Consider the following 25086-nt stretch of genomic DNA (forward strand, 5'->3'; position numbering starts at 1 on the left):
ATTAACTTTATGTTATAATGTTTTCAACAAGTTTATGAATTGTTCTTTAAAGAAGGATCGAGTTAATGAATACTCTTCGCCGGATTGCTACTACATTTATTCTTGCTCTAGGCATAATTGTTGCGCCTGCTTATGCTGCTACAGACTATGCAGAACAAAGTAAATATGAAGACCCTCGTTTTGATGTTAATGCACCACCTGCTTATGCAATGGTTGGTGATTTAGTAATTGCTCGCCCTATGGGTGCAGTACTAACAGTAATTGGAACAGGTGTATTCTTAGTTACTTTACCTTTCTCAGCATTAGGTGGTAATGTTGGTGAAGCAGCTGATGCTTTAGTGGCTGAGCCTGCTCGATTAACTTTTGCTCGTTGCTTAGGTTGTACAACCACTCATAAAGCATACAGCGCTGATAATCAATAATTATTTTTAGTACTGTTTTATAAATTTTTAAAAAGCTGTTTATAGCAATATAAACAGCTTTTTTTATAGTTATTGATATTAGTTAAACTAAAACTTCATTAACAATTGCCATAACATCATTATATTTGTTAGGTGTTATTCATGTCTTTTACATCGTTTATAAAACAACTTTTCGCTTTTAATAGTAAAAAGGAAATGTATGCATTAGGCATATCTCCTACTCTTTTAAAACAAGCTAAACAAGGTGATAGTAGAGCTCAACTAGAAATAGCTGGCCATTATTTTGCAACCAAACAAGAGAATTTTTTAGTAAAAGCTATTTATTGGTTTGAGCTATCTGCAAATAATCAAAATCCTGATGCTATGTTTAGTCTTGCAACACTTTATTATCGGGGTGTAGGTATAAAGCAAGATTTACAAAAAGCACTCTCTTGGTATCAACAAGCAGCCAAACTTGGACAACCCAAGGCAATCCAAACAATCAATAAAGTTATCATCTCTCTGTTAGAGCAAAAAGCAGAACAAAATGATCATGAAGCTATGTATGAGCTAGCTAATCACTATTTAGCAGGTGATATTACTGAAACTGATTATCAAATGGCTAAATACTGGTATGAAAAGGCGGTTGAGCTAGGCAATACTAAAGCACTGGTAAACCTTGCTACTTTGTATGATAACGGATTAGGTACTTCACAAGATCCTAAACAAGCAGCTAACTTGTATTTACAAGCAGCGAAAAATCATAATGATGTAGCCATGTTAAATATTGGTATTTTATATCTAACAGGTGAAGGCATTGATAAAGATATTAATGAGGCCATTTATTGGTTAGAGCAAGCTTTCCAGCAAGGTAATGCAAAAGCCGCCTATAATTTGGGGACCATCTACTATTTTGGTGAAGTAGCACCCCAAAACTATAGCAAGGCAATAGACTACTTTTTAGAAGCCGCCAAAATTGGCTCCAGTGATGCTATGTACAATCTTGGCATCATTTATCAAACAGGCAAAGGTCTCCAGCAAGACCTAAGTCAGGCAAAGTCTTGGTTTGAACAAGCCAGTTTATTAGGTCATGAACAAGCTACCTATCAACTTAATACCAACCAGCTTAATCAATATATACAAGAGGCTTCAACAGGTAATCGCCAAGCTATTAAAAACTATATCAACTTATGTGCTACAGCTAAGATAAAAATTGATAATGAACAGTTAATTACTTGGCTTCACAAAGCTGCCAATAATGGTGATAGCCATGCCATGATTGACATTGGTAATTTTTATGCAAATGGCACAGCTCCCATTACTCAAGACTACCAACAGGCAATTAATTGGTTTATAAAAGCTAGTGAACTAAATAATGATCAAGCTATGAATCTTATTGGTTCTGCCTACTTACTAGGTCAAGGTGTAGCACAAAATAATCAATTAGCTATACAATGGTTTGAGAAAGCGGCTGCCTTAAATAATGATAAGGCCATGTTTAATATAGCAAATATTTATTTGAACGATGCATCTATTACCCATAACTATCAGCAAGCCTACTACTGGCTTACAAAAGCTGCTGAACTCGGTAATAATGCAGCAATGCAATCATTAAGTTATATCTATCAGCATGGACTAGGTGTAGAAAAAGACCTACAAAAAGCTAATTATTGGCAACAACAATCCAAGCAATAACTCATTGATATATGAAGTAAACATAGCCATCTATAACTTGTACATCTTGTTCATTATGTCAAAAAAACTCTAAAGATCATTATGACTACAATATACTTTAGTCATAATAACCCATCATATCACTATCATATTGATTCTTATACTATTATACTTTGGTATAATAATTGATAACTCATCTACTACAAACAATAAATCTATTACAAGTAAATGATGAGGTACTTCAATATGTATTGCGTACAGTGTGAACAAACAATGAGAACGCCACAAGGAAATGGTTGTGCTTATGCTAAAGGAATGTGTGGTAAAACAGCGGAAACATCAGATTTACAAGACTTACTAATAGCTACTTTACAAAGCTTATCAGCATGGGCTATTAAGGCAAATGAACTCAATATCATTGATACAGAAGTTAATTTTTTCTCTCCTAAGGCTTTCTTCTCCACTTTAACCAATGTTAACTTTGATTCTAGCCGTATTATTGAATATGCCATGGAAGCTATTCAATTAAGAGATCAACTTATCAAGCAATGTCAAACTAAAGATGCTACTGTACAATTAGATCATCCCCTTGCTTTATTACAATTGCAGGGCAATACCATTGAAGCATTACAACAACAAGCTAAAGATTTTTCTTTAAAATCAAAAAAAGAAATTAGCGAAGATGTACACGGTTTGAGAATGCTTTGCCTATATGGTTTAAAAGGCGCAGCCGCCTATATGGAACACGCCCATGTGTTAGATCAAGCTGATAATAATATACACTTACAATACCATCAAATCATGAGTTGGCTTGGAACTGAACCAACAGATATCAATGCATTATTAGATAATGCAATGGCTATTGGTCAAATGAATTTTGGGATCATGGAATTATTAGATAAGGGAGAAACCAGTAACTTTGGTGATCCTGTACCAACCACTGTGAATACCAAGCCTGTAAAAGGTAAATGTATTGTTGTCTCTGGTCATGATTTAAAAGATCTTTATGCACTACTAGAACAAACTGAAGGCAAAGGTATTAATGTTTATACCCATGGTGAAATGTTACCTGCCCATGCCTACCCTGCTTTTCATAAATTTAAACACCTAGTAGGTAACTATGGTAGTGCTTGGCAAAATCAACAAAAAGAATTTGCTGATTTTCCTGGCCCTATTATCATGACATCCAATTGTATTATTGATCCTAATGTAGGCAACTATCAAGATCGTATTTGGACACGTAGCATGGTAGGCTGGCCTGAAGTCAACCATATAGCAGATAGAGACTTCTCAAAAGTTATTCAGCAAGCCTTGAGTTTATCTGGTTTTCAGCATACAGAGGTAGAACACTCAATCACTATAGGCTTTGCTCGTAAAACATTATTAGGTGCAGCAGATACTGTTCTTAACCTTGTTAGCCAACAAAAATTACGTCATATATTCTTAGTAGGTGGTTGTGATGGCAGTCGTGATGAGCGTAATTACTATAATGACTTCGCTATGAATGTTCCGCAAGACTGTGCCATTCTTACCTTAGGCTGTGGCAAATATCGTTTTAATAAGGAAAGCTTTGGTGACATTGAGGGTCTACCAAGACTAATAGATGTCGGGCAATGTAATGATGCCTATTCAGCCGTTATACTAGCAGTTCATTTATCAGAAAGATTAGGCTGTACAGTTAACGATTTGCCATTAACACTTGTGCTTTCTTGGTTTGAACAAAAAGCTATTGTTATTTTACTCACACTATTATCACTAGGCGTTAAAAACATCTATGCAGGACCAACCTTACCCGCTTTTTTAACGCCTAACCTCATTAATATTATTGTTGAAAAATTTGATTTACATCCAACAACAATCGCAGAACAAGATCTTAATAAAATTTTAGCCGCTTAAATCTATAAAAAGGGATATTTTTTATCCCTTTTATAAGAATCTCCTGTTATCTATAACTTATAAACATGACAAGCAGTAATAAAATGTATAAAATAAAGGAATGCGACATTTTGTCCATATAAGTAATAAGCCATATGTGAGAAAATGTCGCATATAAAATATTAACATTTTATTTCGCTGGAGGAGTACAGTGTTTAAACGCAAGGCATTAAAGCGTTTTAACATTTACTTGGGCTTGTTTGCCATATTACTGATTACAATTTGTCCAGTAATTACTCAAACGATCGCTCTATTAGGCGAGTCATCTCAAAATACACCTAATCATGCACCTTCATTAAACCATTTTGAATGTGCCTCTCAGTTTTACAAAGAGAATCATCTAAACCCTAGTGATTTTTTAGAGACTAAAACAGAACCACCTCTTTTCTCAAAGGATACCTCTAACAATACAGAAGACAGCAATAACATTGTAAATTGTGGTTATTGTGATTTATTGCATACTGCCTCAATATTAGTAGCATTTTATACAACCATATTTACCCCCCCAAAACAACAACCTATTATTAGGGTTACTGATCCTTACCTTCTTTCCCTTAACTACTGGTCCATTCTTAGTAGAGCTCCTCCTTCAACCAAAGCAATTGTTTAGTAAGAATTTTCATATTCTCAACGTTATTTTTATAGTTAATTAATAAATTTGTTGTTTGTTTAATTGATAGAAAGTTTGTGCCATGTTTTGCACTGTAGCATTTCTGCCTACATAAGCTTTCATAAATTAAAAGCACCGTGATTGTTAATTACATACTCGATTGGAGAGTTTTGATGAAAAATCGAGAACAATGGTTTCCACCATTAAGCAAACATTTGCTTTTAATCGTAATTATAAAAGTACTGATACTTTATTGTCTCTGGTACAGACTGGTTCGTCTTTATAAAGTGAAATTTAATGTTCACGATATTTATAACGTGCAATCAGGTCAGTTTTTATCAGAAGGAGCTAAATCATGATAGACGGTAGTGCTGTTGATCTTGCCAGATTGCAGTTTGCAATCACTGGGATGTATCACTTTATCTTTGTACCCTTAACGCTAGGGTTGGTATGGATTCTAGTTATTATGGAATCTGTTTATGTTATTACTGGTAAAGAAATTTATAAGGAGATGACCAAATTCTGGGGAAAACTCTTCGGGATTAACTTTGCTCTAGGAGTGACTACTGGTATTACTATGGAATTCCAGTTTGGTACTAACTGGGCTTATTACTCTCATTATGTGGGTGATATCTTTGGTGCACCACTTGCTATTGAAGGTTTAATGGCATTCTTCTTAGAGTCTACCATGATTGGCCTATTCTTCTTTGGCTGGAATAGACTATCCAAAGGTAAACACTTATTGGTCACAATCTTATTAGCACTAGGCTCCAACCTCTCTGCTGTATTGATTCTGATTGCCAACGGCTGGATGCAAGACCCTCTTGGCGCGCATTTTAACCCTATTACTATGCGTATGGAGTTAAATAGTTTTGCTGATATCGTCTTTAACCCAATGGCACAAGAGAAATTTGTTCATACTGTTTCTGCAGGTTATGTAACAGGCTCAATGTTTGTGCTTGGTATTTCTGGTTGGTATTTATTAAAAGGCAAATATATAGACTTTGCTAAACGCTCTTTCTGTGTAGCAGCTGCCTTTGGTATTGCCTCAGCTTTCAGTGTGGTGATATTAGGTGACGAATCGGGTTACTCTGTTACTCAATCTCAAAAATCTAAATTAGCAGCATTAGAAGGTATGTGGGAAAGTGAAGAAGCTCCTGCTGGCTTTACTCTATTTGCTATTCCTGATGAAGAAGCAGAGACTAACCACTATGAAATTAGAATTCCATATGTATTAGGTATCATTACTACACGTTCTTTTGATACTAAACTACCTGGTATTAAAGATATTCGCGCTCAAAATGAGCAACGTATTACTAGTGGTATTCAAGCAGTTTTAGCACTAAATATTCTAAAAGATAAAACTAGAACAGCTGAGCATGATGCGGCAATGCAACAATTACAAGCGCATCAAGCAGATTTAGGCTATGGTCTACTTGTTCACCAATACGTTGAAAAAGTTGAGGATGCTACACCTGCCATTATCAAACAGGCTGCTCACAATAGTGTACCTAAAGTGGCTCCACTATTCTGGTCATTCCGTGTAATGGTTGCCTTAGGCTTCCTCTTTATCTTCATGTTTATCTATGCATTCCGTCTTTCAATTAAAGATACCATGCAAGAAAAACGTTGGTTCCTTAAAGTTTGCTTATACTCCATCCCATTACCATGGATTGCCATCATGTGCGGTTGGTTCCTAGCTGAATATGGTCGTCAACCTTGGACTGTATTTGGTGTATTACCTACTTATCTGTCACCTTCCTCTGTTGGTGCAGGTTCTGTACTAGCATCATTAATTGGCTTTATTGTGTTCTATACAGGTTTACTAATAGCGGAAATGTATTTGATGTTTAAATATGCTCGCTTAGGCCCTGTTGTGCTAACTGAACCAGTTAAGTAGGATGCAAGGAGATAAATCATGTTAGATTATGAAATACTAAAACTTATCTGGTGGCTAATAATCGGTGTTGTTTTATTCGGTTTTGCCATCATGGATGGACACGATATGGGTGTTGGTACATTGCTTCCTTTCTTAGGAAAAAATGATAAAGAACGCCGTATTATAATTAATAGTGTGGCACCACACTGGGATGGTAACCAAGTCTGGTTTATTACTGCAGGTGCAGGTGTATTTGCGGCATGGCCAGTGGTTTATTCCATTGCCTTCTCTGGTCTTTATTGGGCTATGTTACTTTTATTAGCTGCCTTATTCTTTAGACCTGTTGGCTTTGAATACCGCTCTAAAATAGCCAGCGATAGATGGCGTAAAAATTGGGACTGGGGTATTTTCGTAGGTAGTGCTATTCCTTCATTATTATTTGGGGTGGCTTTTGGTAACCTATTATTAGGTATTCCATTCCACTTAGATGATAATATGCGTTCTTTCTATGATGGTAACTTCTTCCAATTATTACATCCATTTGCTCTTGTTTGTGGTGTAGTAAGTTTGACGTTATTAACCTTACAAGGTGCTACCTTCTTGGCACATCGTACTGAAGGTGCATTACAAGCTCGTGTAATTAAAGCAGCACGCATAGCAGGTCTTGTTATGTTGATTTGCTTTAGTATTGCAGGCATTTGGGTATTCTTTCTGAAAGGAATAGTAATTGATACTATGCCTGATCCTAAAGAAATTATTAACCCATTAATGAAAACAGCTCATGTTGAAGAGGGTGCATGGTTAAATAACTATAAAGCAATACCTGCTCTATGGATTATACCTGTACTAGTTTATGTAATGGTGCTTACCACATTAGGCTTACAAGCGATGAAACGTACCTTATTAGCCTTTGTAACTTCATCTTTAGCTGTAGCTTGTACTATCCTAACAGCCGCTGTTGCTCTATTCCCATTTGTACTTCCATCTGCGGTTGACCCTAGTATGAGTATTACATTATGGGATGGTACATCAAGCTATTACACCTTAGTCGTTATGTTAATCGTGGTAATTATCTTTGTACCTATGATTCTTACTTATACCGCATGGTCTTACTACGTAATGCGTGGTAAATTAAATGTTGAGTATATCGAAGCAAACGACAAAACTTTATATTAAGGAGAACCATTATGTGGTATTTTGCTTGGTTTTTAGGTGTTGGCTTCGCTGTACTATTAGCTGTAGTCAATGCATTATGGTATGAATCACGTCTTGAAGGTAAAAATACTGACAAGAAAGATTAGTAACTAATAAAAAATAGGGTCTTATCATTTAAGGCCCTATTTTTATTTTAATTATAATAATTATTTATATTACTAACCTTTTCCATCTATAGCTAAAAAAAATATTAAGTCAAACCATTTAATCTTAATAACATCTGTTAAATCTAAAGCCAATATGTATCCTTACTCAAGAGTACGATAATTAGGATGGTTAGCCGCTTCTAACATCTGCTTATCCCCCTCTGAATCACCATAGGCATAAAGCTCATAATGGGATAAATCACCTAACAATTTCTGTAAACGGTTTACTTTCTCTTGGCAACGGCAGTTAGCTCCCTGCAACTTACCAGTAAATATATCGTCTTGTTCTTCTAGGGTTGTACAAAGCAAATCATCAAAACCTAAATCTTTTGCAGCTTTTTCTAAATAAAGATTCAATGACGCACTCACCATTACCAAACGATGCCCTTGTTCTTTATGCCATTTAATACGTTTAAGTGCCTTGGGTCTAATCAAAGGAGTGAAAGAACTCGCATAGCCCGCTCCTAATACTTTTAGGTGCTTAACCGATTGATTAGTAAACAATGCTGCTACTATTTTTTCTTTAAAAAAATCACGATTAGATAGCTTTAAAACAACTTTAACTGCTTCAGGTAGTAATTTAATAAATACTTTATAAACTTTCACTTTACCAAATGCCCAGTAAAGAAAGGGAACAAAGGTGTCTTTTGTTGTAATAGTAACATCAAAATCAAAGGCAGCAACAACTGGCTTATCTGTCATTAAATTATCCTTAAAATATAAAGTTAATAGCCAAAACAACAAAAGGTTCAAATAATTGAACCTTTTATCCAGTATTAATATTACTATTTACGTGTTAGCGCGATAAACTCTTTAGCAAACTCATCCACTTTTTGCCAATTAGTATAATTATATTCCTTACTTAAATCTTGTTTTTCACCATCCATCCACATAATAAACTTAATTAAAATCTTATCGTACCAAGTATAACGTGGATAACGTAAAGAACCTGCAAAAACACCTTTTAAAGTGGGTTTCCATGGTGTTTTTGCTAAAAATCTACGAGCATAACCATTGGTTTCAGGTGTATCTTTTCCTGGCTTTCTAGCTGTCAAATTAACACAAAAGAAAGCCGAGTTTTTTTCATTCAATGTTTTATAGTTCTTTTCAATAAAATCCAAAAAAGGTTTATCAAATTTGTTATAGCGAATTGCTGCCCCCATTAGAATTGTAGAGTATTCATTCAAATCTAACTCTGGCATTTTCCATAAATCATAAACTTCATGTTCAATATCTTCAGCTTCTTCAGTCATGCGTAAAACTATTTTAGAGATGATTGCAAATGTCTGACCATCGATGGTTGAATACAGCAACAATGCTTTCTTTTTCATAGTGAGCTAACTCTTAACATGTCGTATTACATAGTTAATAAATGCTGAACAGTATATTAAGATAAGCTATTAATATCAATTACTATTAATATTTATAATTATGTAAAAATAACTACAAAATAGTGACAAAATACAAGATATTATTATATTACACTTGTTATAATATGTTACATGTTCATGGATAAAACAGGTAAGTTAGTTATGATGAATAAAAATACGTTACAAATTAATAAACAAGATGGATCACTAACAATAAAGAATTACCCTATAGTACTTAAAAAAGGGACTACTAGAGAAGAAATAGGTACCGTTTTAACACACCTCTATCGTTCTAATATTGACTATAAAAATGGCACTGAATGGATGTTTTTTGAAGAAATAGAGTTTAGTGAATGCCCTTGTACACTGGGCTTATATATTGATCATGGCGTTCTAACTGAAGCAAAAATCACTATTGTTCCAGTTCACTCAGATCGTTCTGCAGCTGGTTGGTCATCTAATGCAACTGTTGATGAAGCTGTTTTATTGGCTTTAATTGAATACAGAATTCAACTATCACGTCCTTTTAAAGAAGGCACAGAGTTTTTTGATTGGGGTGAAGTTTGGTGCTTGCCAGACTACAAACGCTCTGAAATGAACTCAGGCATCAAATATAAATAAGATTATCCCTTAGCTTATAAAGCTAAGGGATAATTTATTAATCATTATTTTGTTTACCAATTGCTTCCAATACATATTGTGGTAAAGCAAAAGCGGCATAATGCATAGCAGGATTATAATAACGAGTTTTAATATTTGCTTTATTAAAACGAGCCTTTAACTCATCAAGGGATGTATAGCGTAATTCTTTGTCTTTACTCCCCCAAGCAAAAGTCATATCACCACCAATATAAGTAGGCACCGCTGCACGATAAAAATGCCAATCCGCAAACAAGCCTTGCATTTTATTAGCTGTACTCTTTACTTCATCTAATTGCATAAAAGGTGTGCCATTCTGAGTAACCAATACACCTTTTTCAGTTAAACAACGATGACAAGCTTGATAAAAATTCTCAGTAAATAAGACTTCTGCTGGCCCAATAGGATCTGTAGAGTCTGAAATAATTACATCATATTTTTGTGACGTATTAGCCACAAACTCCATACCATCGCCAATCACAAGCTCTAATCTAGGATCTTGATAAGCGCCAGCTGAATGATTAGGTAAATATTTAGTACAAAGGTCAATAACCCCTCTATCAATTTCTACCATAGTAATTTTTTCTATGGTTGCATGGCGACATACCTCACGCAGCATTCCCCCATCACCACCACCAATAATTAATACACTTTTCACATTACCATGTGCCATAATGGGAAGGTGAGCCATCATTTCATGGTAAATAAATTCATCAGCTTCTGTAGTTTGAATAACACCATCTAAGGCCATTACAGTGCCCATTTTTCCATTACGGAAAATGACTAATTTCTGATGGTCTGTTTGGGTTTCAAATAACATTTCATCAATACTAAAACGTTGACCATAATCAGGATACAGGGTTTCTAAATAATCACTCATTACTCTTTCCACAATATCAAATTAAATTTATTGGCTGCAATTAGGGCAACTGATTTTACCTGTGCGACGATGATAGATCACTTCTGTTCCCTCATCTACTGGCTCACCACAATGATCACATACAGTAGCACAAGTTAATACTTCTTTATCAAATGATTCTAAGTCAACAAACTCATCACCTACTTTAATGGGCCATGGTTTATCCTTTACTACATCAGGTCGGAATTTTTCTTCATACTGGTGCCAAACATGGCGTTGCTCATCCGTTAAACCATGGTCTTTGAAGGTATCATCTAAAATAACACGACGATGATCCATTAAATCATCTGAAATCACCATCCAATGATGTAAATTACGAGGACGTTGACCAAAATGAACATGTTCACGAGTAAACAAATACTTCATAAAAGAAAATTGTTTTTCAACTAAACGTGTTTTACTCACATTAGCAAAAAAAGGAGCTAAGCGTTCATCCTCATAAACTCGATCATAAAAATCGATCAATACAGTCCTAACTTTCGCACCATCATCTAACTGATGCCACACCTCTAAATTTGGTTCTGGGTCTGGCTTTTCTTCCGTTAGCCACATCGGTATTTGTTGTGAATAAGGGCCACGAATTTGAATCATTGTATCTGGCTGTAATTCACCTTGTAGCCAAGTTAATGTTGCAGGGGCTGTATCAGCTAATAACTCAACAGTAAGCACCCACTCACCATCAGTTTCTACTACTTTAACTACCGCCTCATCAGTTGTACCATCAATGATTTTAAAGGTATCCCCTACTTCAAACTTACGACTTCTACCTAACTCAATCGTAAAACGATATTTAGGCTGTGCTGCTGTCGGCTGCTCTACAGCCATTAAGAAAGCATCTGTGATAACATCATCAGGACTTAATGGTGCAATGGTCATATCTGTTGTTGGAATACAACGACAAGTCAATACATAGCCTTTTTCTTTTTGGTAATCTGACAAGCCAAGTTGTGCTTCTGCAGGGATATCACCCTCTAAACAACGCACAGCACAAGTTTGACAAGAACCACCACGACACGAAAAAGGTATTGAAACGCCACTACGAATAAAACCATCTAATACAGTTTCATCAGGCTTAATTTCTACTACATTCGTTTCAAAATAAACACGCTTATTTGACATTATTACTATTTCCATACAAAAACTAGTGCTATTGTACAGGTTAATAACTAAAAATTAAGCTATTAGTTTATAATTTATTTAATGTTTCCTTTAAAACAGTTAAGTTAGCGTCCCTTACTTTCTTAATAAACTTATGAAAAGGCACATCCGTAATAGCTACTAATCCCATATGGCCATTTTCACCATCCAGTAAACGTCCCGTAATAGGTTCATCTATATACTGAAACCAATGTAATCCCACCATATGCGGATCTTCAAAAGCACCTTCAACAAACTGCTGATAACTATCGCCACGCGCTTTATCATCTGTGACAGCCACAGGACCAGCCCATAAAGCCCCTGTAGCCTTAGAACCAAAAGTAAACTCAGTAATCATAATAGGCTTATCTAAACTGGCCACTAGTTTAGTATCATAGCCTTGCTTAGCTAATAATGTGTAAGTATTAAAACTAATTACGTCACAATATTTGGCACAAGAGGTTATTACTTCAGGTAACTTCACTGCAAAACGATTACCTAAAAATAAATGGTTAGGATCATATTTAGTGAGCATCTCTTTTACTGTTTTAAAGTAATTATCTGCATAACTTCTCAAAAAATAACTATAATCCTCACTAATTGCTGTATATTTAGCACTAGGCAAAGGAGCAGTAAAACTTTGTTGCTCCAGATCTTGCCAAGATTTAATAGAAATCCCCCAAGCACTCGCTAACTTATCAATCTCTTTATATTTATTCTTTAATTGTTTTATAAATACCTGCTTTGCTGGACTTTCACTATTTCTACTTAACGAATTAATTGCTAAAGCATAGTGTGCTGCTGGTGAGCTATCTAGCCCTCCCCATGATAATTCATTATCCGCAAAATATCCGACTAACCATGGATCATTCACTCTATTTTCAGTAGCTAACTTTACTGCTTTCTCCACAGCTTCAGTAAACTTAGGATCAAATGTATCAGGCATAAACCCCCACCAATCCATACCTGATGGAACACTGGCATAGTCACCCTTAATTAAAATAGGCATGGTATAGGGTAAACGTTTTTCTGCAATTAACTGTTTATCACTCCAATTACCAATAGTATTAAATCCCCATGCTTTAAAACGATTTATGGTACGATTACGCCAATTTTTTAAAATAGCTTTACCAGATACACGATACATATTGGCTTGATAAAAATCATACCACTGTCCCTTATCTATCCCTCTGCCTCCTTGTGCTGCATTACCACTATTGGTATTAGCATGACCATAAAAATTAGCTAGTGGCGTATTTTTCTCAGGCAGTGAAGCAAACATAAAATCACGCCCTGCTATATAGGTCTGACTTTGATCAGGCACAACAGTATTAATCCCCAAAGAAATAAATGCATGTCCCTTTGGAGACACTAAATACCATCTATCATTATGTTTTTCTGTTCTAAAGTAATTAGTCGCTTTAAATTGAGGTTTAGAGCCTAAACCACCAAACTTATCTTGTATTAACTGATGACTTAACCACTCTTTTAATTGAGCTTGTTCAGCTTGAGCTACTTGTTGTAGTTGTTTATCACTAATAATTTTATCTGACCATTTAACAATATTATTTTGACCATATTTATCCACGATATGATGATAGGCCATATAGTCTACATCATCGCCTATAGCTTTAATATTGCCTATCAATAGGCTTTGTGGGATAGCTGGTTTAACCATTGTAAGGGTGATACTTGCTAGCTTACTTATATCTATCTTACCTACTACACTAATAGGTAATAAATAGCGTGTATTATCTCTTTGCCATGATGAGGTTATACCTTCTCGCATTCCCCATGCACGTCCAGATGTTTCTTTAAGTGGAATAAGTAAGTTTTGAGCAGGGCCAGCAGGTAATGCAACTGTCGCCCTAAGTACAGTTTTTTGGTCTGTATCCTTAATATCAACATATAATGTTAAATCCCAATCCATTGCATTTTGCATACGCAAACTTAATGCCTTTTGATTGATAAGATTAATTGGCTGATTAAATTGCAAGGCAATACTTGGGTTATCTATATTATTAGCAAACGTTAATCTTCTGAATGACTCATGCTGTTGGTTATACTCTAGCTCACTATTAGGTAAAGTTACTCCTTGAGTAAATAAATTTACCTTACTTGAAGGCTGTAAAAAATTATATAACGGTTGCTCATCCGCCAATACTAAACTGATCGAACTAACACATAACAGGGATAACATCACAATACGGTTTAACATTAGAATACCAATTATTATAGGCAAATATTCTTATAAGACTTAATAACTGAAAAAAAAGTTTAATTTCTACCATAAATGCAATGTAATAATTTGTACAAACACTCCTATTAATATTTAGTCATAGTATTTCTAACCTATTTAAGAACTATAAACTACAATGATCTCTCTAATATATAAATAATCTTAAAAGGATTCTTATTATGTTGAATGACAATCAATACCCAGAGCTAATACAAAAGCTACAGATGAACCGTATTTGGTTCCTTATTTTAGGGGTATTATTAGTAGTAGGCGGTTTTTTCGCACTAACCTATAGTTTTATTACTACTATTGTTGCTATGTACTTCTTAGGTGGTTTTTTAATTGCAACAGGGCTAATTCAACTATTTCATAGTTTTTATGCTAAACAGACAACAGCTGTTTTTGTGCTTTCTATCTTATGGTCTGTTAGCTATTTAGTAGCTGGCATTTGTTTGCTTATCATTCCTATGGAGTCAGCACTTTATCTCGCTTTACTGTTAGCTATTTTATTAATAGCATTTGGCATTAGCCGTTTATTTTATAGCTATAAACTACGTAAAATGGTTGGTAGTCAATGGTTATATCTTACAGGCTTTTTAAATATTCTGTTCGGTATCATCATTATTGCAGCATGGCCTGTCAGCGGTACAATTTTTGGTATTATGATAGGCATTGATTTATTAATGCAGGGTGTAAGCTTTATTATGGTTTACATAGCTATTCGTAAAGATTCTTTTAAAGCATAATTCATTACAAAGCCCAATTTTATTTGGGCTTTTCTGTTTCTAAGCTACTTTTTTATAATTCCTTAAACGAGTACGTGCCTTTAAATCATGAGAGATCGATAGTGCTCCCCAGACAAATAATAAAATAGCTAATGGCAAAATAAATTGAAACCCAAGATGTCTAAAACCTAAGGCACCTACTACTCCACCTATAAAGAAATAAAACAAAATACCAATAAATAATACTAATTTACGTCTATTGGTTTTAATGGCTGCAACTTTTTTAAGTGGATTTTTATGGAAATACATAGCTTTTGATAATTCAATACCGATATCTGTAGCAATCCCTGTCATATGTGTACTACGTAACAAGCCATTAGACAAAATAGTAATAACTGTATTATGCATTCCCATAATAAAACACAGCAACATAATAGTAGGCGAAAAAAATAAAAACTTCCATTCCGTCCCTAAAGTTATTCCTAGCGTACCAAATAGTAAAAGAATAAATGATTCTACACACATGGAAATACCATAGCCACTACGAAAACGACTACGCCTTGCCCAAATAATTAACCATGTAGAATGCATGGCACCACCAATAAAGCAGAGTAACATGCAAAAAAATAAAATAACTAACTGAATATCACCTAATACTAAGTGATCAGCCATCGCAGACACTTCGCCTGTTACATGCGAGGTATAATAGCCAATAGCGAAAAAACCACCTGCATTTACCGCGCCAGCAATAAATGCCATGATATAGCCTAACTTACGTAGGGCATTATCTTCAAAAGTAACCTTATCAAGCAGTACAGTGATACGCGTACGACGTTCCATGATAATTTAAAATAACATTTAGAAGTTAATAGTATAAGGAATATATTATAAGCTATCGCATAAATCATTAGCTAATAAAAAAGGATGATTATAATCAATCATCCTTTTCCAAATACTGATTATTAAAAATATTATTTAATAATGCCACAAGCAAAACGTCCACCGCCACCACCTAAAGGCATTGGATGATCACTATTATTATCGCCACCGGCATGAATCATTAGTGCTGTATTTTTAATTTCCTCTAACTTTTTAATACGTGGCGCTAATACTGGATAAGTTGCTGTACCATCTTGAGCAACATAGAGTGGTGGTACATCACCTAAATGTCCCTCTTTATCATAAGGGCCTAAATGTTTACTTGTTTTGTTAGGGTCAAAATGCCCACCCGCTGCTAAAGCAGCTTGCATTTTGCCATCTTTCTCAGCTGGCTCACAACTAGCTTTTTCATGGATATGAAAACCACGCATACCTGCTGGTTGCAATCCTTTTAAATGGGGTGTAAATAGTAAACCATATTCTGTTTCAGTAATAGTTACAGTACCGATTGAATCACCTACCCCTTTTTCTGTTGTTAAGTACATAGGTACTTCGATACTAGCAGCATGTGCTTGCAATGCTAATAATCCACCCATAATAAGTGTTAAAGTTGTTTTCATTATTATCTCCTTTATTTTATTTAAGAATCTATCCTAAAAGATTTAGATTTAGATTTAAATTGTAATATACATTAGGCTGATAAAAATATTAAGCAATAGCTAAATCTGTATTGGCCTTACTTAACTCATCATGTAATTTAATAATTTCAGCTACTTTATCATCTACTGTAGCGTTTCCTATACTTTTAATAAAACGACAGGCTGCAAAATCTTTCGCTTTATTACTGTACTCCTTCACCCAATCTTCACGAATGGTCAAATATTGTTCCTTAATTGGCCAATTTCCTGATTGAGGAGTAATATGTTGATTCATATTAATTCGCCAAGGCTTAGGAGTTACCCTTGCTCTAAAACACTGTTGATTTTTACACATTCTTGCATATACAGGATCAACATCCATTAATTTAAAAAACAAATCTACTTCTGAATCATTGGGCTGCATTGTCTTATGAGTAATTAGTAAGCGTAATCCAGCTGGAGTCTCATAGACTCTTACTCCCCATTTTGGATATTTTTCTAAAAATAACTCTATCTTTTTTAAATGATCATCTATGATTTTACTATTGTTATGTTCAATAGGTTTTTCCAGTTTTTTTCTTATTTTATTAGTTATAAATAGTAAACAGAATAATCCAGTAAATAAAACAGCTGCTTCATAGTATCCTTTTAATAAACTAACTATAAAAGCTATTGAAAAAATAAAATATAAAAGCGGTGATAAGCAACTGCCCTCTATTGAAAAATCGCCGTCAAAATCAATATCCGCAAACATAACATCAGGTGTATTTAAACACAGTGCACCATAACTATTTCTAGTAATTACTACATCATTATGCCTACTAATCACCTGTTCTCTAATAGGTAAGCCATCCGCACCATTATAGTATATTTTTTTCTCACGGAATGTAATTAATTTACCTGCTAACCAATCATTCAGAGCATCATCAGCACGCTTTTGAGCTTCTAATTGAGCATCTTCTTGATTAATATCAGACCAACCAAAACGTTTGATGGTAACTTTTCGACTACCTTCTTTATATTTAATAATAGCTTCTGCCCAATAATTAGGTACTATCATTATCACTCTTCCTTAGTTAACTTTGTTATATCCCATCCGCCACCAATAGCAGCAATTAATTTAACACTTGCTGTTAGTTGATTACCTAATAAGGTAATACCTGTTCTCTCCGTATTCAATGCAGAATATTGGGCTGTTGCCACATTAAGATAATCAATCATACCTGCTTCATATTGATTGGTAATTAGCTGTAATGACTCCTTCGCTGAATCTGTGGCTTCTTTCTGAACAATGGCCTCTTGTTCCATAATATAAAGTTGTACAAGATAATCCTCTACCTCTTTAAAACCATTTAATACCGTTTGTCGATAGTTAGCTACTTTCTCATCATAAGCTGCTTCAGCTTGCTCATAACGAGAACGAATTAAACCACCATCAAACAATGTCATAGCAAACTTTGGTCCTAATGACCAATAACGATTTGGACTATTAATCCAATGACTAAAACTATTACTGGAATATCCTGCACCCGCTGATAAGGTTAAATCTGGAAACCACGCAGCTTTTGCTACACCTATTTGAGCATTGGCAGAAATAACTTGTTGCTCGGCAGAAGCAATATCTGGCCTACGTTCTAATAACTGGGAAGGTAGAACCTTAGGCACAACGGGTAATGGTGGAACTTTATAGGTTGCTTTAATACTAAAATTAGCAGGTGCTTCACCAATTAATACAGCAATCGCATGCTCTAGTTGTGCTCGTTGGTATTTAATATCAATTGCCTGTGCTTCAGTATTTTTAAGCTGTGTTCTAGCCTGTGTCATATCAGACTTAACAACCATTCCTGCATTATATTGATTCTCTGTTAATGTGAGAGATTTTCTATAAGCTTCTACTGTATGATCCAACAACTGTTGATGGATATCCATAATTCTAAGTTGCAAATAAGTTTGTGCTAACTCAGACTGCAAACTAAGCTTTGCAGCAGCTAAATCTGCTTGGCTACCTTGTGCATCTGCCTTAGCAGACTCAACTTGACGACGAATTTTGCCCCAAATATCTAGTTCCCAAGAGGCAGAAGGACCTAAGTCATAACTATCAGTTACTGTATTGCCTTTACCTTGCTGTGCCCTGGTAGAGTTAACATTAGCAGATACTGTTGGGAAATAAGCTGCTCTAGCACCTTTCACTAAAGCAATAGCTTGCCGATAACGCGCCTCATATTGTGCTAAATTTTGGTTAGCCATTAATAGTTTTTGTTGCAGCTGATTTAACTCAACATCGTTATACAAGGTCCACCAACTTTCTGGTAAAGTTGTATTTGCAGGGGTAGCCAACTTCCACCCTTCAACCTGCTTAAAATCAGCTGATTGCGCTGTGGATGGTCGTTGATAATCAGGACCAATGGCACAGCCTGCCAATACACCTACCAATACAATTGATAACGTTTTTATATAAAATCTTTGGTTCATGCTGTTTCTCCCGAGACATCATGAGCATTTTTTTTGGGGTGACGACGACGCCACCAATTACTTAAGCTGTCAAAATATAAATAAACCACAGGTGTGGTATATAAAGTTAATAATTGACTCAAAATCAAACCACCAACAATTGTGATACCTAACGGTTGACGCATCTCTGCACCCTCTGCACCACCCAACATTAAAGGTACTGCACCTAAGATAGCAGCCATTGTAGTCATTAAAATAGGTCTAAACCTTAGAATACTAGCCTCTTGAATAGAAGTTCGTGAATCCATACCTTGTTCTCGTTCAAATTGCAAAGCAAGATCAATCATTAAAATAGCATTTTTCTTAACAATACCAATTAATAAAAATAGCCCCAATAATGAAATTAGGCTAAAGGGTGTTTTTAACATCATTAATGCTAATAAGGCTCCTACACCTGCTGAAGGTAATGTAGAAAGAATAGTTAAAGGATGAATATAGCTCTCATAAAGAATACCTAATACGATATATACAATAATAAGCGCCATAAAAATCATTAGCGGTTGCCCAGCCATTGAGGCTTGAAAAGCACTGCCTGCACCTCCCATTTTTGCTTGAATTTCCTTGGGAATATTCAATAAGGCAACTTTTCGATCGATTGCCTTGATTGCTTCATCTAAATTAACACCAGTTGCTAAATCAAAAGAGATATAAGAAGAAGCAAACTGCCCTTCATGTTGTACACGATCTTGTTGAAGACTGTAATCATAATGGGTAAAAGCGGACAGCGGTACCCGTTTACCCTGTTTCGTAATTACCTGCAAATCCTTAAGCATATCAGGGTATTGAGCATATTTTGGATTGACTTCCATCACCACCCGATATTGATTAAGGCTATTAAAAATAGTAGAGATTTGTCTCTGACTGAATGAGTTATTTAACACATCCATCACGTCACTCATATCTATCCCTAAACGCTTAGCCATTTCTCGATCAATGGTTAAAGAAATTTGCTGTGCTCCTTCATTATCATCAGCATCCACATTGGTAATCTGAGGAATTTCACGAAAAGCATCCGCTACCTTAATTGTCCACTTTCTTAATAAATCAAGATCATCACCTAGTAATTGATATTCAGTCTCTGAGTTTTGGTTTTGGCGCATATTTAACTGAATATCTTGCGCAGCCATTAAGAACATTCTAGCACCTGCTACTTTTGGTGCATTATCACGTAATCTATTAATAATATCTTGAGCGCTTTCTTTACGATCACTTTTCGGTTTTAAACGTACTACCATTATAGAGTTATTAACACTATTGCCACCACCAATAAAGCCTGCTACATTTTCTACTGCTGGATCACTTAATACATACTTACTTAGCTTGTCTACTTTTGGCTGCATAATTTGAAATGACATAGCATCGTCACCTCGTATAAATCCCCACAAAACCCCTGTGTCCTGTTCAGGCAATAATGTTTTAGAAATAGCTATATATAAGTAAACATTCACCCCAATGGTAATAAATAAAATAATCAACATTAACCTAGAGTGTCTTAATGCCCAACCTAAGCTAACACGATAATAATCAGTTACTTTACCAAAGAAATTATTAAATCCTTGTTGCCAACGGTTAGGCTTCTTGTTTAAGTCTTGTTTTTTTAACCATCTCGCACATAACATCGGGGTTAGCGTAAGCGACACAAGTAAAGAAACCACAATGGTTACTGATAAAGTAACAGCGAACTCTTTAAATAATTGAGACAGTAAACCACCAGCAAATAATAATGCCAAAAACACAGCAACTAATGATGCATTCATCGATATTAAAGTAAAACCAACCTCTTTAGTACCTCGTAATGCAGCCTGTAGAGGACTCATCCCCTTATCAATATAGCGAGCAATATTTTCAAGTACCACAATGGCATCATCAACCACCAGACCTGCTGCGACAATCAAAGCCATTAATGATAGGTTGTTTAGTGAAAATCCCATTAGATACATTACTGTAAATGTACCTATAATGGATACAGGTACAGCTAATGCAGGAATAAGTGCTGCCCGCCAATGCCCTAAAAACAATAGCACCACTAAAATCACTAAAATAACTGCTATAATAAGGGTATGTTCTGCTTCACTTAAAGTAGCTTGAATACCTGCCGAACGATCCATCGCTATATTTAATTCAACACTTGAAGGAATAGCGGCCTTTAACAGCGGCAATGCATCTTTAATCCCTTTAATGGTTTCAATAACATTAGCCCCTGATTCTTTGTTAATAATTAACAAAATGGCATCTTCATTATTATAATAGCCAGCATTATACCTATTTTCTACAGCATCATAAACTCTCGCCACATCCTGCAAACGAATAGCTGCGCCATTATCATAGCGAATTACGATAGGTTTATATTGTTCCGCTTTAGTTAATTGATCATTAGCTGTAATTTGCCATTGATATCGATCATTTTCTACAAAGCCTTTTGGCTTTCTTAAGTTTGAATTAACAATCGCTTGCCTTACTTCAGATAAAGAAACATTATAATGTGCTAATAAATGCGGCTCTAATTCCACACGCACAGCGGGCAAAGAACTTCCTCCCACTTGTACTTCACCAACACCTGTTACTTGTGATATTTTTTGTGCAACGATGGTAGAGGCCACATCATATAACTGCCCTTTACTTAAAATATCTGAAGTTAAGGTCACCAACAAAATGGGGGCTTGTGAAGGGTTAATCTTACGATAAGTAGGATTATTAGGCATACCGCTGGGCAATAAATCACGTGCAGCATTGATAGCAGCTTGTACATCTCTTGCAGCATCGTTGATATCACGCTTTAAATCAAATACAAGCATAATTCGTGTTGAACCCTGCCCACTACTAGAGTTCATTTGTTGCACCCCTGAAATACTCCCAAAAGCTCGCTCTAAAGGAGTGGCAACAGTAGCTGCCATTACTTCAGGGCTAGCACCTGGCAAATTTGCATTTACAGTAATTACAGGAAAATCCATTTCTGGTAAAGGTGCAACAGGTAGTAACTTAAAACATAATATCCCCAATAGCAGTATGGCTACATTGCATAGCATTGTAGCAACTGATCTAAAAATAAATGGGGCTGATAAGTTCATACTTATACTTCCTCAGCCATAGCATGTTGCTTAGGATGTGTATTAAGTGACAATCTATCAAAGAATAAGTAAATAACAGGCGTAGTAAATAAGGTTAACAATTGACTTAATAATAAGCCCCCTACCATTGCATAACCTAATGGTTGACGCAATTCAGCACCAGAGCCTGTAGCCAACATCAAAGGAACTGCTCCAAACAAGGCCGCTAATGTGGTCATTAAAATAGGTCTAAATCTCAATAATGCCGCTTGATAAATAGCTTGCTCTGCTGTTAAGCCTTGATGACGCTCTGCTTCTAAAGCAAAGTCAATCATCATAATGGCATTCTTCTTCACAATACCAATTAAAAGAATAATACCAATGATGGCAATCAATCCTAACTCATTGCCACTCATTATCAATGCCAATAACGCACCAACCGCAGCCGAAGGCAGTGTTGAAAGAATAGTAATTGGGTGAATATAACTTTCATATAACACTCCTAATACTATATACATGGTGACAATAGCAGCTAAAATTAAGAATAAGGTACTGGAGAGTGAAGCTTGGAAAGCCTCTGCTACCCCTTGTAATTTCATTTCTACCGAATCAGGTAAACCAATATCCGCCTTAACTTTATTAATGACTTCTACCGCCTCACCAATAGAAACACCACTGGCTAAGTTAAATGATAGAGTAACCGCTGGGAACTGACCGATATGGTTGATTACTAATGAAGCAGGTCGAGACTCCATTTTTACTAAATTAGTTAACGGCACTTTATCACCATTAGCCGTTACTACATGTAGACTCTTTAATGCTTCAATACCTTCTGTATTAGCATTATTAGCCTCTAGCACAATACGATATTGATTGGCTTGAGTAAAAATAGTAGAAATTTGTCGTTGCCCATAGGCATCATAAAGTGTATCAACAATATCAGATACTTTAAGCCCTAAACGACTTGCCATATCACGGTCAATATTTAAATAAACTTGTAAACCTTGATCCTGTAAATCACTATTTACATCAACTAATGCTGACTGTTGATTTAAAGTATCAACTAAAATAGGTGTCCACTCCCTTAATAACACTTCATCAGGTGAGTTTAAAGTAAATTGATACTGCGTTCGGCTTACTTTATCTTCAATACTTAAATCCTGAATAGGCTGCATGTACAGGCGAATACCCACCACATTATTTAATTCTGGCTGTAGTTCTTCTATCACCTGTGCGGCTGTTACACTGCGTTGGTCATGAGTTTTCAAATTAATTAGAATACGTCCACTATTTAACGTTGTATTATCACCATCCACACCAATATAAGAAGATAAACTCACCACATTAGGATTTTTTAAGATCACATCCACCAAACGCTGTTGCCTTTCAGCCATTGCTTTAAAAGAAATATTTTGTGGTGCTTCTGAAATTCCCTGAATAACACCTGTATCCTGTACAGGGAAAAAACCCTTTGGGATAACTAAGTAAAGCAATACAGTAAACACAAACGTAGCTACAGCCACTAATAAAGTGGCTGTTTGATGGCGTAATACAAAGGTTAATCCTGTGGCATAATGTTTGATTAACCAATCAATAACCTCACCACTTTTTTGATAAAACTTGCCTTGTTTTTTTTCTGGCGTATGCCTTAATAACTCAGCGCACATCATGGGAGTTAATGTTAAAGACACCACTAATGATATTAAAATGGCTACCGCCAAGGTGATGGCAAACTCTCTAAATAAACGCCCTACCACATCAGCCATAAATAATAGTGGAATTAATACTGCAATAAGCGAAAACGTTAAAGAAATTAATGTGAAACCAATTTCTCTAGCGCCTTTTAATGCCGCTTCTAAAGGTTTATCTCCTGCTTCCAAGTGCCTAGCAATATTCTCTAACATTACAATTGCATCATCTACCACAAACCCTGTGGCAATAGTTAATGCCATTAATGTTAAATTATTAATCGAAAAACCTGCAAGGTACATCACACCAAATGTACCTACAATAGATAAAGGTACAGCAATGGAAGGAATAATAGTGGCTGATACATTACGTAAAAACAAAAAGGTAACTAATACCACTAGCATAATGGCCATAAACATTTCATGTTGTACGCCACTGATAGAGTCACGAATAGTGATAGTTCGATCTGTTAATTCTTTAACATCTACCCCTGTAGGCATCGTAGCGGTTAACTGAGGTAATACTGCTTTAATATTATCAACAACATTAATAACATTGGCTTCAGGCTGTCGTTGAATATTTAATAAAATTGCCTCTTTTTGATCAGCCCATGCGGCTAAACGATCATCTTCTCGTCCATGACTAATAGTAGCAACATCACCTAATCTTAATACTGCACCATTTTGATACCCTAAAATCAAATCCTCATAAGCTTTGGCGGAAGCTAATTGGTCATTAGCATCAATCATTGATTGGCGTGTAGGGCCATCTAAAGTACCTTTTGGCTGATTAATATTAGCAGTAGTAATTAAGTTTCTAACATCACCCATACCTAAACTATAAGCAGCTAATTTTTGTGGATCTACTTTGACACGAACGGCTGGTTTTTGTCCCCCTGCAATACTAACTAAACCAACTCCAGAAATTTGTGCTATTTTTTGTGCCATACGGGTATCAACTAAATCCCGAACAGTAGGCAATGGCAACGTATCTGAAGTAATAGCAAGGGTTAAAATAGGTGTATCAGCTGGGTTTACTTTGTTATAGACTGGAGGTGCAGGCAAATTACTAGGTAAATCATTAGTCGCTGAGTTAATAGATGACTGTACTTCTTGCTCTGCAACAGATAATTCAGTATCTAATGAAAATCGTAAAGTAACAATGGACACACCATTAGCACTGGTAGATGACATTTGTGCAAGTCCTGCCATTTGCCCAAACTGTCTTTCTAAAGGTGCTGTTACTGCGCTACTCATTACCTCAGGACTAGCACCTGGATAATAAGTGACTACCCGAATTGTAGGATAATCTACTTGAGGTAAGGCTGCTACTGCCAACATTTTGTAGGCGATAATACCTGATAGTAATAACGCTATCATAATCAAAGTAGTAGCAACAGGACGCAGAATAAATGGGCGCGAAATATTCATTAT

20 protein-coding genes are annotated in these 25086 nt (G+C 35.5%); 9 read left to right on the top strand and 11 right to left on the bottom strand.

Features of this window, described 5'->3' with window-relative positions; translation table 11 throughout:
* The first annotated feature begins 65 nt into the window (after window positions 1–65).
* The 7 genes from MTZ49_RS12725 to cydX all read left to right on the top strand — a co-directional run bounded on the left by MTZ49_RS12725 (window position 66) and on the right by cydX (window position 7800).
* A complete protein-coding gene (locus MTZ49_RS12725; protein WP_264745912.1) occupies window positions 66–422 on the top strand; it encodes a multidrug transporter in 357 nt (118 codons plus the stop codon).
* A 141-nt stretch (window positions 423–563) separates the two neighbouring features.
* Window positions 564–2096, top strand: coding sequence for a tetratricopeptide repeat protein (locus MTZ49_RS12730; protein WP_264745913.1), 1533 nt, complete (start codon window positions 564–566; stop codon window positions 2094–2096).
* Window positions 2097–2321: 225 nt separating this feature from the next.
* On the top strand, window positions 2322–3971 hold the full coding sequence (gene hcp, locus MTZ49_RS12735) for a hydroxylamine reductase (protein WP_264745914.1): 1650 nt from the start codon (window positions 2322–2324) through the stop codon (window positions 3969–3971).
* Between the two features lie 190 nt (window positions 3972–4161).
* Complete coding sequence (locus MTZ49_RS12740; RefSeq protein WP_264745915.1) at window positions 4162–4620, top strand: DUF2946 family protein; 459 nt, start codon at window positions 4162–4164, stop codon at window positions 4618–4620.
* 355 nt (window positions 4621–4975) lie between these two features.
* A complete protein-coding gene (locus MTZ49_RS12745; RefSeq protein WP_264745916.1) occupies window positions 4976–6520 on the top strand; it encodes a cytochrome ubiquinol oxidase subunit I in 1545 nt (514 codons plus the stop codon).
* An 18-nt stretch (window positions 6521–6538) separates the two neighbouring features.
* On the top strand, window positions 6539–7675 hold the full coding sequence (cydB, locus tag MTZ49_RS12750; RefSeq protein WP_264745917.1) for a cytochrome d ubiquinol oxidase subunit II: 1137 nt from the start codon (window positions 6539–6541) through the stop codon (window positions 7673–7675).
* 11 nt (window positions 7676–7686) lie between these two features.
* The gene (gene cydX / locus MTZ49_RS12755; RefSeq protein ID WP_264745918.1) at window positions 7687–7800 is read left to right on the top strand and encodes a cytochrome bd-I oxidase subunit CydX; all 114 of its coding nucleotides are present in this window, start codon (window positions 7687–7689) and stop codon (window positions 7798–7800) included.
* Between the two features lie 162 nt (window positions 7801–7962).
* Here the strand turns inward: cydX and MTZ49_RS12760 are convergent, their stop codons facing one another.
* Complete coding sequence (locus MTZ49_RS12760; protein ID WP_264745919.1) at window positions 7963–8562, bottom strand: HAD-IB family hydrolase; 600 nt, start codon at window positions 8560–8562, stop codon at window positions 7963–7965.
* 83 nt (window positions 8563–8645) lie between these two features.
* Window positions 8646–9191 (bottom strand): menaquinone-dependent protoporphyrinogen IX dehydrogenase, encoded by a 546-nt coding sequence (gene hemG / locus MTZ49_RS12765; RefSeq protein ID WP_264745920.1) that lies wholly within the window; start codon window positions 9189–9191, stop codon window positions 8646–8648.
* 201 nt (window positions 9192–9392) lie between these two features.
* Here hemG and MTZ49_RS12770 point away from each other — a divergent pair, with 201 nt between their 5' ends.
* Entirely contained in the window at window positions 9393–9851 is a 459-nt protein-coding gene (locus tag MTZ49_RS12770; RefSeq protein ID WP_264745921.1) for a hypothetical protein, read from the top strand.
* 37 nt (window positions 9852–9888) lie between these two features.
* Here MTZ49_RS12770 and speE read toward each other — a convergent pair whose 3' ends face one another.
* The 3 genes from speE to MTZ49_RS12785 all read right to left on the bottom strand — a co-directional run bounded on the left by speE (window position 9889) and on the right by MTZ49_RS12785 (window position 14143).
* Complete coding sequence (speE, locus tag MTZ49_RS12775) at window positions 9889–10749, bottom strand: polyamine aminopropyltransferase (RefSeq protein ID WP_264745922.1); 861 nt, start codon at window positions 10747–10749, stop codon at window positions 9889–9891.
* A 27-nt stretch (window positions 10750–10776) separates the two neighbouring features.
* Window positions 10777–11907 (bottom strand): 2Fe-2S iron-sulfur cluster-binding protein, encoded by a 1131-nt coding sequence (locus MTZ49_RS12780; protein ID WP_264745923.1) that lies wholly within the window; start codon window positions 11905–11907, stop codon window positions 10777–10779.
* A 67-nt stretch (window positions 11908–11974) separates the two neighbouring features.
* Complete coding sequence (locus tag MTZ49_RS12785; RefSeq protein ID WP_264745924.1) at window positions 11975–14143, bottom strand: beta-galactosidase; 2169 nt, start codon at window positions 14141–14143, stop codon at window positions 11975–11977.
* Window positions 14144–14343: 200 nt separating this feature from the next.
* On the opposite strand from MTZ49_RS12785, the gene MTZ49_RS12790 reads away from it, so the two are divergent.
* Window positions 14344–14910, top strand: a complete 567-nt coding sequence (locus MTZ49_RS12790; RefSeq protein WP_264745925.1) for an HdeD family acid-resistance protein — start codon at window positions 14344–14346, stop codon at window positions 14908–14910.
* A gap of 39 nt (window positions 14911–14949) precedes the next feature.
* On the opposite strand, the gene MTZ49_RS12795 is transcribed toward MTZ49_RS12790, so the two are convergent.
* From MTZ49_RS12795 to MTZ49_RS12820, 6 genes are all read right to left on the bottom strand, one after another.
* On the bottom strand, window positions 14950–15729 hold the full coding sequence (locus MTZ49_RS12795) for a YoaK family protein (RefSeq protein ID WP_264745926.1): 780 nt from the start codon (window positions 15727–15729) through the stop codon (window positions 14950–14952).
* A 131-nt stretch (window positions 15730–15860) separates the two neighbouring features.
* Window positions 15861–16388: a superoxide dismutase [Cu-Zn] SodC gene (gene sodC, locus MTZ49_RS12800; RefSeq protein ID WP_264745927.1), complete on the bottom strand. Its 528-nt coding sequence runs from the start codon at window positions 16386–16388 to the stop codon at window positions 15861–15863.
* Between the two features lie 88 nt (window positions 16389–16476).
* A complete protein-coding gene (locus tag MTZ49_RS12805) occupies window positions 16477–17466 on the bottom strand; it encodes a hypothetical protein (protein ID WP_264745928.1) in 990 nt (329 codons plus the stop codon).
* 2 nt (window positions 17467–17468) lie between these two features.
* A complete protein-coding gene (locus tag MTZ49_RS12810; RefSeq protein WP_264745929.1) occupies window positions 17469–18878 on the bottom strand; it encodes an efflux transporter outer membrane subunit in 1410 nt (469 codons plus the stop codon).
* Window positions 18875–21985 (bottom strand): efflux RND transporter permease subunit, encoded by a 3111-nt coding sequence (locus MTZ49_RS12815; RefSeq protein WP_264745930.1) that lies wholly within the window; start codon window positions 21983–21985, stop codon window positions 18875–18877. The genes MTZ49_RS12810 and MTZ49_RS12815 overlap by 4 nt, the downstream gene beginning before the upstream one ends.
* Before the next feature lie 2 nt (window positions 21986–21987).
* Entirely contained in the window at window positions 21988–25083 is a 3096-nt protein-coding gene (locus MTZ49_RS12820) for a multidrug efflux RND transporter permease subunit (RefSeq protein WP_264745931.1), read from the bottom strand.
* Window positions 25084–25086 lie beyond the last annotated feature (3 nt).

It is taken from the genome of Entomomonas sp. E2T0 (assembly GCF_025985425.1).
Taxonomy (GTDB): Bacteria; Pseudomonadota; Gammaproteobacteria; order Pseudomonadales; family Pseudomonadaceae; genus Entomomonas.

Coding starts and splice junctions, on each gene's coding strand:
- MTZ49_RS12725 (WP_264745912.1), top strand. CDS start 66: ATGAATACTCTTCGCCGGATTGCTACTACATTTATTCTTGCTCTAGGC.
- MTZ49_RS12730 (WP_264745913.1), top strand. CDS start 564: ATGTCTTTTACATCGTTTATAAAACAACTTTTCGCTTTTAATAGTAAA.
- hcp (WP_264745914.1), top strand. CDS start 2,322: ATGTATTGCGTACAGTGTGAACAAACAATGAGAACGCCACAAGGAAAT.
- MTZ49_RS12745 (WP_264745916.1), top strand. CDS start 4,976: ATGATAGACGGTAGTGCTGTTGATCTTGCCAGATTGCAGTTTGCAATC.
- cydB (WP_264745917.1), top strand. CDS start 6,539: ATGTTAGATTATGAAATACTAAAACTTATCTGGTGGCTAATAATCGGT.
- cydX (WP_264745918.1), top strand. CDS start 7,687: ATGTGGTATTTTGCTTGGTTTTTAGGTGTTGGCTTCGCTGTACTATTA.
- MTZ49_RS12760 (WP_264745919.1), bottom strand. CDS start 8,562: ATGACAGATAAGCCAGTTGTTGCTGCCTTTGATTTTGATGTTACTATT.
- hemG (WP_264745920.1), bottom strand. CDS start 9,191: ATGAAAAAGAAAGCATTGTTGCTGTATTCAACCATCGATGGTCAGACA.
- MTZ49_RS12770 (WP_264745921.1), top strand. CDS start 9,393: ATGATGAATAAAAATACGTTACAAATTAATAAACAAGATGGATCACTA.
- speE (WP_264745922.1), bottom strand. CDS start 10,749: ATGAGTGATTATTTAGAAACCCTGTATCCTGATTATGGTCAACGTTTT.
- MTZ49_RS12780 (WP_264745923.1), bottom strand. CDS start 11,907: ATGTCAAATAAGCGTGTTTATTTTGAAACGAATGTAGTAGAAATTAAG.
- MTZ49_RS12785 (WP_264745924.1), bottom strand. CDS start 14,143: ATGTTAAACCGTATTGTGATGTTATCCCTGTTATGTGTTAGTTCGATC.
- MTZ49_RS12790 (WP_264745925.1), top strand. CDS start 14,344: ATGTTGAATGACAATCAATACCCAGAGCTAATACAAAAGCTACAGATG.
- MTZ49_RS12795 (WP_264745926.1), bottom strand. CDS start 15,729: ATGGAACGTCGTACGCGTATCACTGTACTGCTTGATAAGGTTACTTTT.
- sodC (WP_264745927.1), bottom strand. CDS start 16,388: ATGAAAACAACTTTAACACTTATTATGGGTGGATTATTAGCATTGCAA.
- MTZ49_RS12805 (WP_264745928.1), bottom strand. CDS start 17,466: ATGATAGTACCTAATTATTGGGCAGAAGCTATTATTAAATATAAAGAA.
- MTZ49_RS12810 (WP_264745929.1), bottom strand. CDS start 18,878: ATGAACCAAAGATTTTATATAAAAACGTTATCAATTGTATTGGTAGGT.
- MTZ49_RS12815 (WP_264745930.1), bottom strand. CDS start 21,985: ATGAACTTATCAGCCCCATTTATTTTTAGATCAGTTGCTACAATGCTA.
- MTZ49_RS12820 (WP_264745931.1), bottom strand. CDS start 25,083: ATGAATATTTCGCGCCCATTTATTCTGCGTCCTGTTGCTACTACTTTG.